The sequence below is a fragment of the Pseudomonas sp. SWI36 genome (assembly GCF_002948105.1).
Lineage (GTDB): Bacteria > Pseudomonadota > Gammaproteobacteria > Pseudomonadales > Pseudomonadaceae > Aquipseudomonas > Aquipseudomonas alloputida.
In genome coordinates this window covers 4890008-4904932 of sequence record NZ_CP026675.1, presented here as the reverse complement: position 1 = coordinate 4904932, position 14925 = coordinate 4890008, and the positions used below count along the sequence as shown (strand labels likewise).

Genomic DNA, 14925 nt, shown 5'->3' with positions numbered 1-14925 from the left:
GAGGCGAACTATTCTGTGAGACGGGCTTTCCGCCCGGTGGAGGTGTGCCATGCGTACGTTCACGTGGAGTTACCTGTTGATGCTGCTGTGCGCAGCATCGGCGGCCCAGGCGCAGTCGGTGGTGCCGCTCAAGGGCCAAAGCAGCCAGCAGATGCAACTGGATATCAACGATTGCAATACCGTCGCCACCAATGCCGCAAACGGCACAGCGACGTCCAGCGACCCACATGTCGGTGGCCGGGTTCGCGGTGCAGCTGCGGGTGCCGCCGCCGGTGCTGTAGGCGCGCAGGTGCGCGGCAACCAGCATGACGAGTTGTATGACCGGGCGGGTGACGATGCCAAGCAGCAATACCGGCAGAACCGTGCCGGCGAAGTGGCCGCCGCCGGGGCCGCGGTCGGTGGCATGCGCCAGCGTCAGGACCGGCGCCAGGACCGGCGCGGCCAGGACGAGGCCAAAACCCAGGCCCATGCCAGTGCCTACAGCGGTTGCCTGCAAGGGCGCGGCTATCAGGTCAACCCCTGAGCAATCGCCACGCCATGCTCCTCCTGCCGGGGTGGCATGGCGTGCTCAGTTCAGGAACTTCGCCAGCTCTTCCCGACAAAACTCCACGAACAACTGCGCCGGCTTGGTCAGCTGGACTCGCTTCAACCACGCCGCAGCCAGCCCCGACAGCGCCACCGGCTCGGCAATGTCGAGCATCACCAGGCGCTGGCCGTCATAGGTGTATTCCGAGTGCGGACGGGTTACCAGCAACGAAAAACCGAAACCCTGACCGACCATGCCGCGCACCATCTCTATCGACGGCGAACTGAAGACGATGTTCGGTGCCAGGCCCATCTCGTTGAACAAGCTGACGAAGTAGGTGCGGCTAGGGGCCACGTCCAGCAGGATCATCGGCTCGGGGCACAGGTCGCGCAGCGAGACCTGGGCCTGGCCGGCAAAGCGGTGGTTCTCGGCTAGCAGCACATAGGGCTTCTGCGGCGGCATCAGCGGCTCGGCCTCGATGGTGCCATCCAGGTCGTGGTCATAGAGAAATGCCAGGTCGAATGTTCCGGCGGTCAGGCCCTGGATCAGGTCCTGCTGCTCACCGTCGCGCAGGCGAATGTCCACACCCGGGTAGCGCTGGCGAAAGCCGGCGATCAGGCGCGGCAGGTACAGTGGCGCCACGGTTTCGAAACAGCCAATGTCGATCTGCCCGGCGACGGTATCGTTGTCGGCCAGGGCGTTCTGTTCGAACTCATGGGCCATCTGCAGCAGCGACTTGGTCTTGGCATAGAAGCGTTTGCCGCTGGGCGTCAATGACACACCCTGGGCGTGGTGGCGGATGAACAGCTGCACACCGAAACTTTCCTCCAGGCTCTTGATGGCCGTGGAGATGGACGGCTGGGCGATGTACAGCTGGCGTGACGCTTCGGCCACACTGCCCGCTTCCACGGTGGTGACGAAGTACTTCAGTTGTCGCAAGGTATAGGCAGCCACAGGGTACCTCTCTGACGCGAGTCTGGGCAGGCTGGGATCATGCCTCACACTTTACCCTTGGCTGCCGCTCTGCGGGCGCTGAGCGCTGAAGGATTTACCTATGCCTTGAGCAGGTTTTTTGTAGGGTCTGCCAGTACATCGGCTCACAGGCCTGCGCAAACCGGCGCCGCACCACGCTTGCGCCTGTAACGGGCCCCCGTGGCACTGCAGCCACTGGTCAAAAACGCCCGAACGTCTTTACTGATAGTCATCGGCCCCAGGTAAACGGTGTGTGCTTATGAAGATCGTGGTCACCAGCATCCTCGTCGACGACCAGGCCAAGGCCCTGGCTTTCTACCACTACGTACTCGGTTTCGAGCCCAGGCACGACATCCCCATGGGCAGGCACCGCTGGTTGACCCTGACTTCGCCCAACGACCCCAATGGCGTCGAACTGCTGCTGGAACCCGACGCGCACCCGGCGGCCAAGGTGTACAAGGCCGCGCTCAAGCAGGATGGCATCCCCGCCACCTCGTTCGGCGTACGTGACATCCAGGCCGAATACACCCGGCTATGTGCGGCCGGTGTGCAGTTCATCCGGCCACCAACCCCAATGGGGCCGGTTACCGTGGCGGTGTTCGATGACACGTGCGGCAACCTGATCCAGATTGCCCAGAAGCACTAGCCGCTTGCCCTTAACCCAATGCGCACCCACAAGGAAAACAGATGCGCCACGAATTCAGCGAAGTGCTCAACGACCTGGTCGACTACTTTCTGCTTGGCGATATCCAGTTGCTCGAACGCTTCAAGCAAGACCAGCAACTGCCCGACGACCTGGCCCATGCGTTCACCCACGGTGACAGCGGCGACCAGGCTGTGCGCGAAGGCATCGTGCTGCCGCTGGCCGGTGTCGACAACCTGCCCTACCGCATCCTCTTCACCCTCGATAACCACACACCGGCCCTGCGCGAGGCCGGCAGCCGCCTGAAGCACCGGCGCAATGGCTATGTACTGCGGATCGAGCACGGTGCGCTGATGCTGTACACCTGGCGCATCCTGCAGCACTTCACGCCCAAGACCCTGGGTGACCTGATGGCGCGTTACCGGCTGCCTGGGCGGCCGATCATCGAGCTGGACAATGGCTGGTACGACGTGGAGGTGCTGGCGGGGGCACTGGTGCGCGACGGGTTGTACGAGCCAGCGTTCGAGTTCGTGCTGAAGAAGCGCTGGAGCCGGGGTGAGGCGACCGCTGTGGATACCGGGTATGCATTCGGGCTTCGTGGCTACTTCGACTGATTGATCGCCTGTGCCGGCCTCTTCGCGGGTGAACCCGCTCCTACGGGGGCCGCAGGGGGGCAGAGATTGTTGGGGCTGCTTTGCAGCCCTTCGCGGGTGAACCCGCTCCTACGGGGGCCGCAGGGGGGCAGAGATTGTTGGGGCTGCTTTGCAGCCCTTCGCGGGTGAACCCGCTCCTACACGGTACCTGTAGGAGCGGGTTCACCCGCGAAGAGGCCGGCACAGGCAAACTCGACCTTCAGGTGTGAGTGATATCCCGATCCTTGGTCTCCGGCAGGAAGAAGATCCCCAGCACCGCCGTCATCACGGCAATCACGATCGGGTACCACAAGCCGTAATAGATATCCCCGGTCGCTGCCACCATGGCAAACGCCACGGTCGGCAGGAAGCCGCCGAACCAGCCATTCCCGATGTGGTAAGGCAGCGACATCGAGGTGTAGCGGATGCGCGCCGGGAACAGCTCCACCAGCCAGGCGGCAATCGGCCCGTAGACCATGGTCACGTAGATCACCAGAATGGTCAGCAGCAACAGCACCATCGGATAGTGGATTTTCGCCGGGTCGGCCTTTTCCGGGTAGCCCGCCTCTTTCAATGCACCACTCAGGGTTGCGGTAAACGCTTCGCTTTGCACCTTGAAGTCCGCCGCCGCCAGGCTGCTGCCATCAAAGCTCGGCAATACACGTTCGCCAATGCGGATCTGTGCCACGCTGCCGGGTTCCGCCGCTTCATTGGTATACGGGATGGCGCGCTTGGCCAGCAGGCTCTTGGCAATGTCGCAGGAGCTGGTGAATTTGGCCTTGCCCACCGGGTCGAACTGGAATGCACATTGGCCCGGGTCGGCCACCACCACAACCGGGTTCTGCTCCTGGGCAACGAATACATCAGGGTTGCCATACTCGGTCAGTGCCTTGAAGATCGGGAAGTAGGTCAGCGCGGCGATGATGCAGCCGGCCATGATGATTTTCTTGCGGCCAATCCGGTCGGACAGGCTGCCGAAGAAAATGAAGAACGGTGTGCCGATCAACAGCGAACCGGCAATCAGCAGGTTGGCGGTCTGCGGCTCGATCTTGAGCGTCTGCAACAGGAAGAACAACGCGTAGAACTGCCCGGTGTACCACACCACTGCCTGGCCGGCGGTGCCGCCGAGCAGCGACATGATCACCACCTTGAGGTTGTCCCAGCGGGCGAACGATTCGGTCAGGGGCGCCTTGGATGCCTTGCCCTCGGCCTTCATCTTCATGAACACTGGCGACTCGTTCAGCTGCAGGCGGATGTACACCGAAATCGCCAGCAGCAGAATCGACAGCAGGAACGGTATCCGCCAGCCCCAGGCCTCGAACGCTTCCGTCCCCATGGCGGTGCGACAGGCCATGATCACCAGCAGCGACAGGAACAGCCCCAGGGTGGCAGTCGTCTGGATCCAGGCAGTGAAAAAGCCGCGTCGGCCCTTGGGCGCATGCTCGGCCACGTAGGTGGCCGCGCCGCCGTACTCACCGCCCAGCGCCAGCCCCTGCAGCAAGCGCAGGGTGATCAGGATGATCGGCGCGGCCACGCCGATCGTGGCGTAGCCCGGTAGCAGGCCCACCACTGCGGTGGACAGGCCCATGATGACAATGGTGATGAGGAAGGTGTACTTGCGCCCGATCATGTCGCCCAGGCGGCCGAACACGATGGCGCCGAACGGTCGGACGGCAAAGCCGGCGGCAAAGGCCAGCAAGGCAAAGATGAACGAGGTGGTTTCATTGACGCCAGCGAAGAAGTGCCTGGCGATAATCGCGGCGAGTGAGCCGTACAGGTAGAAGTCGTACCACTCGAATACCGTGCCCAGGGACGAGGCGAAGATGACCTTGCGCTCCTCCTTGGTGATACCGCGTTGGGGCGCGCTGCCCGTGGATGTGCTGTCGAGAACCGCCATGGGTTGCCTCCGTCATGTTGTCATATAGGCCGGAGCACCTCACAACCACTTCACCGTCGCACCCAGGCCCTGGCGCTTGCTTTGGTTGCGCGAAGCACGACGAGGCGGGCCGCCTCGGATCGCAGCAAGGTTCATGAAGCATAATCGGGATTGGCTGGATATCCACCCGCCGGGCCCTGCACGAGAGGGCGGCCTGGACGACACGCAGCACCGGGGTGCCGGGCGATAGCGGGTTGGCTGACGATTTTGGCGGGGGCGGTTTCACCCGCCAGGCACTACCGGCCCCTTCAACTCGACCTGATTACCATCCGGGTCGTAGCAGTACAGCGAAAGCCCTTCGCCTTCGGCCCCATACCGCTTCTCGGCAGGCTCCACCTTTACCCCGGCGGCTTCCAGATAGGCCGTCAACGCGGCCTCGTCGAACGGCTCGATGCGCAGGCAGAAATGGTGCAGGTTGCGCCCTTCCACGCCCGGTGCCGCTCCGCCTGGCTGCCCCAGCGGGCCATCCAGGGTCACCAGGTCGATCATCGCCGTGCCCGTGGCCAGGTGCACCATACCCAGGTCTTCGCGCACGCGGCTGACGGTGCAGCCAAGCAGTTCGGTGTAAAAGGCAACACTGCGCGGCAGGTCGCTGACCCGCAACACCAGGTGGTCGATGTGCTTGATGGTGAAAGGCCGCATGCCGGGCTCCCTGTGGCGTGTTTGCGAATACGTTCGCCACCATAGCCCAGGTTCACCCGGCGTGACCAGAATCAGCTACTCGTTCACCAAGCGTTGCAGTACGCCCCCTTCATGGCGCGTCAGGATACGCAGCAGTTGGTCGACCAGCGCCCGGTCCGGCGCATCCAGGTGGAAGTGGTGCCCGCCTGGGTGCCAGGAGACTTTCGCCTGGCTGGGCAAGGCGGCCTGACGCCGGGTAAAGGCCTCGCCGGTGAAGGCCCCCTGGCGGCCGAACAGCAGGTACAACGGGCAGCGGATCTGGCTGAGCAGGTCGCAGGCTTCGCGCTCGGTCAGTGGCATGGGTTCGGGCAATACCAGCCGCGGGTCGTGGCGCCAGCAATAGCCATCGTCCAGCTGTAGCAGGTCGCGCAGCGCCAGCAGCCGAGCGGCACCTTCCGACAGTTCGGTGTCCAGCCGCTCGCGGCGTTGCGCCAGGGCGTTGTCCAGGTCGTCGAAGCGACCAACATCCGGCTCGGCAAAACCCGGCAACTGGCTGCGCTGTACCATGCGCTTGAGCCGGTAGGCCCGCGCCAGGTGCTGCACGCGATCATCTTCGGCCACCGTGAACGGTGCGCCCATGCCGTCGAGGAAGGTCATGCTGGCAATGCCACTGGTCATCGCCGCCAGCAGCGACGCTATACCAGTGCCCATCCCATGGGCCAGCACATGAAATTGCGCCAGGCCCAGGCTGTCGGTCACCGCCAGCATGTCTTCGGCATGCTCCCACAGGTAATAGCCGCTGTCGTGGCGACGATGGCCAGAACGGCCATGGCCGATCAGGTCGGGGGCCACCACGAAGCAGCCGTCCAGCATCGGTGCCAGGCGCTCGAACGAGGCAGCGTTATCCAGCCAGCCATGCAAGGCCAATATGGGGATACCGTCTTCTGCCCCCCAGGTGCGAACCGCTATTTCAACGCCATCGAGGTCTAGCAGGTGGTCTTTCGGACTGCACAGCGAACGCATTGCAATTCTCCTTGGCTGAAGCCTGCACCATGACCTGCCTCACCCTCTCGCAGATCCTCCCTCGCTGCCAGCCCCCCACCGACCCGCGCATGCGCAGGACCGACCGCGGCCAACAACTATCTACCGCACTCCGGCGCCTTGATCAGCGTGGACTATCTCCCCCCACAAAAGAGATGGTGACCATGACAACCCCGACACCGTTGCACCAAAGCCAGATAACCCGATCGTTACCGAAATGGAGCAAGGCGCTCCAACCCACGCATACACGCAAAGTGGTGCAGAGCCTGTACAAGGAATATCTCGATGAAGATGGCAGCCCTTACGCGTGGTATGCCACTGCCGATGAGCCAACGCGTGAGCAGTTGCACAACGCATTGCAAACCCGGAACAAACGGCTGGCGCAAGTCAAACAGGCGCTGGGCGAGTTCAAGGACATCATCGCGTTCTGCGGCCCGCTGTTGACCGAGCGGTTGAAGCTGAATGTGCCTGTAGACAGCGCGCAGTATGTGTTCCAGCCCTTTGAGTCAGAGGCCAACATCTGGGTGGGCGTTCCCGATGTGGAAACGCCTTTGGTCCCGGACGAGGAAGCGGATGTGCTGGCTACTCGCCCGGTCGGCCAACCGCAAACACGCAGCTTGCTGGAGGCTGCCCTGCACAACTTCGAGGGGCTGGACGAAGTCGGCCCCTACAGCAGGCTCACCAACGCCCCAGGCAGCGACACGCCCCCGGCAGGCCTGACGATGGCGGACTTCGTCAGGCATTGTCGGGCGCTGGACCTTGGCAAACGTTATCAAGACCATCTGCTTGCAACCCATGAAGGCGCCAATCGCGCTGAAATCCAGCGCCTGTCGATTGCAGCGAACCGTGAGGCCTTGAGGGTCCAGGCATTGATCGCCAGGCTCAAAGGCCTGCTGAGCGAGGCCGGGCTCGATGCGCTTGGGCAACTGTGCGACGGCAAGTCTCACCCCACCTATGAAAACGAGGCGTTGCATTGCTGGCACTTCAACCTTTTCGATATCCCCGTCCACGAAATACTGTTCATCGGGCCAGACAACCCTTACCGCAAGAACCCCTGCATTGTGTATGTCCCTGGCGACAGCGAGCACCCGGTAAGGGAGTTCGCTTCTCGTCAGGAAGCGGGCAAGCACCTGCGCAGCCGGCTATTGCAAAGCGAGTTTCGCCGCACCTTGGTGCATTTCGCCTACAAGGACAGGCAAAAAGAACTTGCCGTAAAGCTGGAAATTGCGCTGTTCGAAGAGGATGAAGCGGGCATACGCAAACCCCGAATCATGCCAGTGATCCCTTTCACGCTCTCGCCAATCCGAACCGACCCTTGGACGAACCTATACAACGCACACCTTGCGCGCATGAAGGCCGACGCAAAAACCATTGCAGTCCCTACCGCCGAAGTCGACGCCAACGCCCGCAATGAGCGTCTGAAGTACTGGTTCGACCTGGGGATGAACGTGCTGAATGTCGCCGCGTTCTTCGTGCCGGGGTTGAACACGGTCATGCTAGGCGTTTTTGCTTACGACCTGATGAGCTCTGTTTTCACCGGGTTCGAGGCCTGGGAAGAAGGTGATACCCGGCAGGCACTGGCGCAGCTGGAATCATTGGCCATCAACGCGGGCGTGATTGCCGGCTTTGCAGTGGGCACCAGGATCGTCCAGGCGTCTGGCTTTGTCGATGCACTGAAAAGTGTATGGCATGAAGACAAGGAAGTGCTTTGGCACCCCGACATGAAACCCTATGCGAGCACGGCGGCTATTCCTGAGGGGGCTCAACCCGATTTGCTCGGCCATGTGCACGTCGACGGAAAGACCTACCTGAAGCTGGATGGGACCCTGTACGAAGTGTTTCAGGGCGCTGATCAGCAATGGCGCGTGCGCCACCCCGAGGATGCGCAGGCCTATGCCCCACGCTTGCTGCATCATGGTAACGCCCGCTGGCAACTGGCCCATGAACAGCCTCTGGAATGGGAACGTGAACAGCTCGCGCGCCGCCTCGGCAGCCATAGTGCAGGCCTGGACGACAGCGAACTGGACCATGCCATGCGCACTACCGGTACCGATCCAGACGTGCTGCGCCGTGCCCAAGCAGCGGGCCTGCGTCCACCCGCTTTGTTGCTCGACGCGCTGCAGCGGTTGCAACTGGACAATCAGACCCAACAGATCATCAACTGCGTACGCCATGGGTTGCCGCTGGCTGCGTACAAGAACTTTGCCTTGCCTGAGTTGCTGCGCCTGCCGGGGTGGCCCGAGGGGAACGTGCTGAAGGTTTACCAAGGGCCAGAACCCTGGGGCGAATCGGTGCGCTACGGCCCCCCTCACACGCTGGGCCAGACAGAAATCGAAATTACCCGTACCGACCTGGACAATGGCCAGTTGAGCCAGACCGTGCTGGATCAGATGGATGAAGAAGCCATTGAGCAGTTGCTCGGTGACACACCAACCGAGCACCGATCGTCCGCACTGAACAACAAGCTCGCGCAACACCTGGAACAGCATCGCGAGGCGCTGTTCGAGAGCCTGCAACAACGACGCCGTCCCACCCACCCACCCACTGCACAAACCCTCGCCCGGCAGTTTCCCGGGCTACCGGACAGCGCGCTTGAAGAATTGCTGGCCAACATCAGCAACGCCGAACGGGAACGCCTGACCAACGGCCGGGTGCCGCTTCGCGTTGCCGAGGAAGCACGCCTTCTGCAAGCTCGAGCGCGGCTTGACCGCGCCCTCCTCGGCCTGTTCAGGCCCAGCCTGGCCAACGACGACAGTCTACGCATCAAGCAGGCGCTGCAAGCCGCGCACCCGCAGGCTGAACCGGCCCGGTTGCTGCAACTTGCCCTTGGTGATCGCCAGCACTGCGCCTCACTGCTTGGCCAACAGCCCATCAACCCCAGGTTCCGCTCCCCTTTGCGATTGGCCAACGGCCAGCTGGGCTATCCCCTGAGCGGCCGAGGCCTGCAGGGACGAGCCTTGCCGGCTGCACGTCGACTCCGGGCGCTCTACCCCGAACTCAGCAGCGAGCAAATCACCGGGCTACAAGCCGAACTGGCTCGAGGAGGCGACCTGGGTAGCGCGATCAACCAGCTGGAGGTCGAGCAGCGTACTCTCAACCGAGATCTCAACCGTTGGGTAAGCACCGCCCGCACCCTTGAAGAGCGCTTTGATCGCCAGCAATGCACCGAGCGACTGATGAGCGCTTCCCGCCGTGAAGGTGGCGCGCAAGCCGAAACACTGGTACTGGACCGTATGCAGCTCGAAGCGCTACCCGCTTTCACTGCACGCATGCTGCATATCCGCAATCTCAGGCTCGAGGGGCTGCAGATGCGGCACCTGGAGGGCAGCTTCCTGGCAAACTTCCCTAACCTGGAAACCCTGGAAATCGTCGGCAACCCGGACATCGATGCCGAGACATTGTTCGAGGCGCTCAGGTCGGCACCGCGGCTACGCGAGCTGGGCCTGACCGACAATGGCCTGACCACCCTTTCACCCACCGCCCAACAGGCCATCGGGGCAATGCCCGGCTTGCGACTCCTGTGGCTCAGCCGCAACCGGCTGCAACTCGACACCACCAGTTTGGGCTTCCTGACGCGCTTACCCCTGGATGCCCTCGGCCTGGCCCATAATCAAATCACCCTCGACGAAAGCCTTGCTGCCCAGTTTCAGGACATGATCCACCCCGTACTACTGCACTTGTCAGGCAACCCACTGCGACTGGCACCCGACCTGCGCTTCATGGCCCGTCTTGTCCACCTGGAGCTTGAGCGTTGCGAACTGCAGCAGTGGCCCGACAGCCTGACCGTCCTGATGAGCCAGCCCCAGTACCAACTGCGCTATCTGAACCTGTCGTCCAACCGCATTCGTACCCTGCCAGACTTGCCTGGTGTGCTGCGTACCCCTTTTGCCCGCGATGTCGCCGCGCACTTGCCGGAGCGCCGTTGGCTGTTCAACTACAACACCCTGGAAGCCCAGACACGTGCACGCCTGGGCAGCAGCGGCGTCAACGTCTTCGAACACGCAGAAGACGTGCCACTGTGGCAAGGCGTTTTCCGTGGCGAGGCGAGCAATGCCGAGGAGCAGCTGTGGAGCGAGCTGTTCGACCAAGGTGAAAACGCAGCGCTGCTGGGCGTACTCGAACGTCTTGCCCAGTCGGCAGAAGCGCAGCGTGATGGCGAGGCCCTGAGAGCACGCGTCTGGAAGCTGCTGGATGAAGCTGCCCACGACACCGTGCTGCGTGAGCGCCTCGCCACCGTGGCCGACGACTTCCCGCCAACCTGTGGCGACGCGGGTGCCGACGCGTTCAGTGCCTTGGAGATAGAAGTGCTGGCCCACGAAGCTGCAGCCGTCGCCGGCAGTCGGCCGGCTGATCTACTGAGCCTGTATGGCAAGTTGTATCGACGCAGTCAGGTCAATCAACTGGCCGATCGTATCAGCTGGAGAAGGTCCTTGCGCAAACAGGCGCTGCTCGACGGGGCCTTCGATGAAAACCTCCCCCCCTACGATGAGCTGGACGACCCCTCAGCCTTTCCAGACAGCGAACTTCAAACGGGGCTGGTGGACGATGTGGAGGTACGTTTGGCCCTGCGCCAGTCGTTGGCCAGTGCGCTGGACTACCCTGAGCCGAGCCGAGGCATGCTGTACCGCAATACGGCCAGAATCAACGACACAATCATCGAAATGGTGAAAGCTGAGGTCCTTTCCCTGGACAGGGATGCCACCGCTCGGGAGCAATGGTTGACCCAGCAGCCGGGCTGGGTCGAGTACTTGAAACGAGAGCATGCAGCCCAGTTCAGCCTGATCACCGACTTCTGGCGGCCAGGCCTTGATTACCTCTATTACTGCCTGGATGAAACCGCCGAGCCGGTGACATCCCTGGACAGCTCGGTGCGACGAGCCTTGGCCAGGGTCATGCCTGAAAGCCCGGTGGATGCTGACGGCAGGCTGCGTCGCGTGGTGCTCAACGAGCAGCAGTATCGCCAGGGCGTTGACGCGCTGACTGCCGAGCAGCAGCAGGTTGAAACCGGTCTGCTGACCAGCCTCACCCGCCAGACGCAAACAATCGGCCGCTGACCCCACTCACTGCCCGCGCAGGTCTTCGAAGAAGGCCTGCTTGCCGTCCACCTGGCTGGACGCCCGTGGGGCCGCTGCGGCGTCACCATTGGCGGCCTCTACGTGCCAATAGCAGTGTTGTACTGCACGGGTCACCGCCACGTAGGCCAAGCGCTGCACTTCTTCCTTCTGTGCCGTATCGAACGGTTGGGCATCACCTGCCTTGCCCAGCCCAGCCTGGCGGTATACCTGGTTCTTGTAGGGTGAGCTGGTCAGGTACTGGCAGTCACCCAGCATGAACACCGCATCGGCCTGCAAACCCTTGGCACTGTGATAGGTCAGCTGACGCAGCCGGCGCTGTTCGGCCGGTAGCGCCGCCTCGGCGTGCAGCACGCTTTGCAGGTGCTCGTTCATCAACGCTCGGTCACTGCCCTTGCGGTACAGCATCATGACCGTCTCACCCCGCTGGTAGTGCTCGACAAGCGTTTCGCCCAACGCAGCCTCGTCACGGTCGAACACCTTGACCGGCGAGCCGGGCAACTCGGCCGCCGGGCCACTGGCGCGGGCTTTCTTGCCGGCAATCGCCGGGGTGCCCTTGACCAGGTGCTCGGCCGCATCGATCACCTGTTGCTGGCAGCGGTAGTTGTCGACCAGCATCACCCGCGTGTTGGCCGGCGACGGGAACGCCTTGGTGAACTCCATGAAATACTTGGGCGAACTGCCACGCCAGCCGTAGATCGATTGCCAGTCGTCACCCACGCACAGCAACGACGAATGCTGGGCATGGCGCCCGGTGTGCATGGCCGGGCCGCGGCGCCGTATTTCAGCGAGGCAGGCACGCAACCAGCTGACGATCTGCGGCGACACGTCCTGGAACTCGTCGATCATCAGGTGCGCCAGCGGCCGCAGCAACGGATCGGGCAGCAGGTGCAGGTTTTCCGGGTTGTTCTCGCCAAACAGGGCGAACATGCGGTTGTAGCTCATCACCGGCGGCGACTGGTCCAGCAGGTGCGCTTCCAGGGCCTTCCAGTACAGCGCCAGGGCCTCGAAGAACAGTGCATCGCTATCGCCGGACGGGAAGCTCATCGCCGCCACTGCTTTGTTCACCTCCAACCCCAGGTTTTCGATGAAATTGGCCGCACTGACGAACGCATCCAGCAGCGGCGCCGGGGCCAGTTCGCCTTTAACCTTGTACTCGAAGCCAGGACCGGCCACGGCATCGCCCGCCAACGATGCCGCCAGGCGCCTGGCCATGGCGTAGTTGTCGAGCCAGATCAGCGGCCTGTCGCAGAACGCCTGCAACAGTGTGCGCTTGACCGCCCACTCGGCACGCACGGTCAGCTTGGCGCCGGGGCGCTGGTATTGCGCGCTTTGTGCGGGGTCGAAGCCCAGCACCACCAAAGGCCCCTGGCCTTCCAGGCGGCCATGCACATGGAAGCGGCTGCCACGGATATCGACCGTTTCACGGCAGGGCTCGATGCCCTTGATCGGCCAGACGCCGGCGGCAAACCACAGGTCCTCGATCACGTCGCACAGTTCTTCGTCGCGCTGGGCGGCCAATTGGGTCACCTGTGCGCGCTTTTGCACATCGGGGTTGTTCGGGTCCAGCGGTTTCAGTTGCAAGGCTTCGCTGCGCAACTGGCCGACCAGCTCGGCAAAACGCGGGCTCTCGCCCAGCAAGCTGCTGTAGCACTGGTTCAGCTGCTGGCGCTGGGCATCGTTCAGGCGCAGGTCGAACGGGTTGCTGTCGGCCTCGGCCTCACGCCCCGCAGGCATCTCGTGGCCCAGTGTTTCAAATGCACGCACCTGGCCGAAGCCCGGCAGGCTGCGCACCAGCGGCAGGATGCGCGAATGGAACGTGCGCACCAGCTCGCGGGCCTGCGCAGGCTGCAGGTTGATCTGCCACAGGGCGAACACCTGCAGCAGGCGCTTGATGAAGTCCTTGCGCGATTCGCGGGTGAAGGTGACCACGGTCATCGCATCCAGCTCGTAACCCAGGTAATGACGCAGCAGCAGGATGCGCAGCACCAGCGACGTGGACTTGCCTGCCCCGGCGCCTGCCACCACGCAGGTAGACGGGGTGTCACTGAAGATCAGCTTCCATTGCGCGGCGCTGGGCTGGGCTTCGGCGGGCAGGCGCTGGGCGACATCGGCCTTGAAGCGCTTCTTCAACTCGGCCGTCAACGGCAGGCGCCAGTCGTCGAACAAGTTGTCATCCTGGCCTGGCACGGCGGCGCTGTCGGGGCGCGTATCGCGGATCACCAGCACCTGGCGCCCCGCTTCATAGCCCTCCACCCGACCACGCTCGAACCCCTCACGCACACCATCGGCATGGCCAGTACGCTGGCCTGTGGCGTGGCCGAGGAACCATGAGTCGCGGTGCTGGGCTTGCAGGCGGGTCAGGCCACGCCCCAGCAGGCGGGCGGCCAGGCGGCGAAACCAGGGCAACTGGGCAGGAGGGGTAAGGTCGGCGGGGGCCAGGGGTTGCTCGTGGGCCACGGTCACTCCGTTGAAATTCAAAACAGCAGGCATGTTCGCCGCATCGACAAAAAATCGCCAGCGAATGCTTGCAGATCAGTGGATTAGGCGATGAAGCGAATAAAACGTCGCAGCAAAAACATCTATAAAATAGATTGTTTTAAGCCGATATTTACGCTTATTTTCGATGTTTCGATAGCGCATCATGGCGTCATTCCACTGATTTGAGGAGCACGACCATGCTGCAACTGCGACCCTTCGAAAGCCTCGGCCACGCCAACCATGGCTGGCTCGATGCCCACCACCATTTCTCGTTTGCCGAGTACTACGACCCGGCACGCATGCACTGGGGTAACCTGCGGGTTTGGAACGACGACCTGATCGCAGCCGGCAGCGGCTTCCCGCCGCACCCGCACCGCGACATGGAAATCATCACTTATGTGCGTGAAGGCGCGATCAGCCACCAGGACAGCCTGGGCAACAAGGGCCGTACCGAAGCCGGTGATGTTCAGGTCATGAGCGCCGGTACCGGCATCGTGCACAGCGAGTACAACCTGGAAGATATAGATACACGTATTTTCCAGATCTGGATCGTGCCGGAGCGCACCGGTGAAGCACCGCAGTGGGGTAGCCGGCCGTTCCCCAAAGGCGAGCGCGGTGAGGGCTTCGTGACCTTGGCCAGCGGCCGCGCGGGTGACGAGGACAGCCTGCAGATCCGTACCGATGCCCGCCTGGTGGCTGCTACCCTGCGAGCCGGAGAAACCGCCGAGTACCGCTTCGATGCCGAACGCCGGGGTTACCTGGTGCCGGCCAAGGGGCTGGTGGAGATCAACGGATTGCGGGCCAAGGCGCGCGATGGCGTGGCGATCGAGCAGGAAGCGGTGCTGCGGGTGACCGCCATCGAGGACAGCGAGATCGTGCTCGTGGATGTGGCCTGAAAACCAGGCCTGTGACAACCCATGTCGCAGCGCAAGGCGGCTCCCCTGGAACAACCGCTAACCCGTCGGGTTAGCAGGGTTTTGCGGGGGCTGGCTTGCTGCGCT

The 14925-nt window shown here is 62.9% G+C and carries 10 protein-coding genes; 5 read left to right on the top strand and 5 right to left on the bottom strand.

Translation table 11 applies throughout. The features are described 5' to 3' along the window. The first annotated feature begins 49 nt into the window (after nt 1-49). Nucleotides 50-523, top strand: a complete 474-nt coding sequence (locus C4Q27_RS23415; RefSeq protein ID WP_020190925.1) for a YMGG-like glycine zipper-containing protein — start codon at nt 50-52, stop codon at nt 521-523. A gap of 45 nt (nt 524-568) precedes the next feature. Here C4Q27_RS23415 and C4Q27_RS23410 read toward each other — a convergent pair whose 3' ends face one another. Continuing rightward, the gene (locus C4Q27_RS23410; RefSeq protein ID WP_104887413.1) at nt 569-1480 is read right to left on the bottom strand and encodes a LysR family transcriptional regulator; all 912 of its coding nucleotides are present in this window, start codon (nt 1478-1480) and stop codon (nt 569-571) included. Between the two features lie 277 nt (nt 1481-1757). On the opposite strand from C4Q27_RS23410, the gene C4Q27_RS23405 reads away from it, so the two are divergent. Both C4Q27_RS23405 and C4Q27_RS23400 read left to right on the top strand, forming a co-directional pair. Then, entirely contained in the window at nt 1758-2144 is a 387-nt protein-coding gene (locus tag C4Q27_RS23405; RefSeq protein WP_003250815.1) for a VOC family protein, read from the top strand. 41 nt (nt 2145-2185) lie between these two features. After that, nucleotides 2186-2755, top strand: coding sequence for a hypothetical protein (locus C4Q27_RS23400; RefSeq protein WP_104887412.1), 570 nt, complete (start codon nt 2186-2188; stop codon nt 2753-2755). A gap of 238 nt (nt 2756-2993) precedes the next feature. Here the strand turns inward: C4Q27_RS23400 and C4Q27_RS23390 are convergent, their stop codons facing one another. The 3 genes from C4Q27_RS23390 to C4Q27_RS23380 form a co-directional block, all read right to left on the bottom strand. After that, nucleotides 2994-4670 (bottom strand): MFS transporter, encoded by a 1677-nt coding sequence (locus C4Q27_RS23390; RefSeq protein WP_020193582.1) that lies wholly within the window; start codon nt 4668-4670, stop codon nt 2994-2996. A gap of 261 nt (nt 4671-4931) precedes the next feature. Then, the gene (locus tag C4Q27_RS23385; protein ID WP_003250810.1) at nt 4932-5351 is read right to left on the bottom strand and encodes a VOC family protein; all 420 of its coding nucleotides are present in this window, start codon (nt 5349-5351) and stop codon (nt 4932-4934) included. 75 nt (nt 5352-5426) lie between these two features. Beyond that, the gene (locus tag C4Q27_RS23380; protein ID WP_010953494.1) at nt 5427-6353 is read right to left on the bottom strand and encodes an alpha/beta fold hydrolase; all 927 of its coding nucleotides are present in this window, start codon (nt 6351-6353) and stop codon (nt 5427-5429) included. 182 nt (nt 6354-6535) lie between these two features. Here C4Q27_RS23380 and C4Q27_RS23375 point away from each other — a divergent pair, with 182 nt between their 5' ends. Continuing rightward, nucleotides 6536-11425, top strand: coding sequence for an NEL-type E3 ubiquitin ligase domain-containing protein (locus C4Q27_RS23375; RefSeq protein ID WP_371919360.1), 4890 nt, complete (start codon nt 6536-6538; stop codon nt 11423-11425). Between the two features lie 6 nt (nt 11426-11431). Here the strand turns inward: C4Q27_RS23375 and C4Q27_RS23370 are convergent, their stop codons facing one another. Then, entirely contained in the window at nt 11432-13936 is a 2505-nt protein-coding gene (locus C4Q27_RS23370; protein WP_104887410.1) for a UvrD-helicase domain-containing protein, read from the bottom strand. Between the two features lie 185 nt (nt 13937-14121). Here C4Q27_RS23370 and C4Q27_RS23365 point away from each other — a divergent pair, with 185 nt between their 5' ends. Beyond that, complete coding sequence (locus C4Q27_RS23365) at nt 14122-14820, top strand: pirin family protein (protein WP_010953491.1); 699 nt, start codon at nt 14122-14124, stop codon at nt 14818-14820. Nucleotides 14821-14925 lie beyond the last annotated feature (105 nt).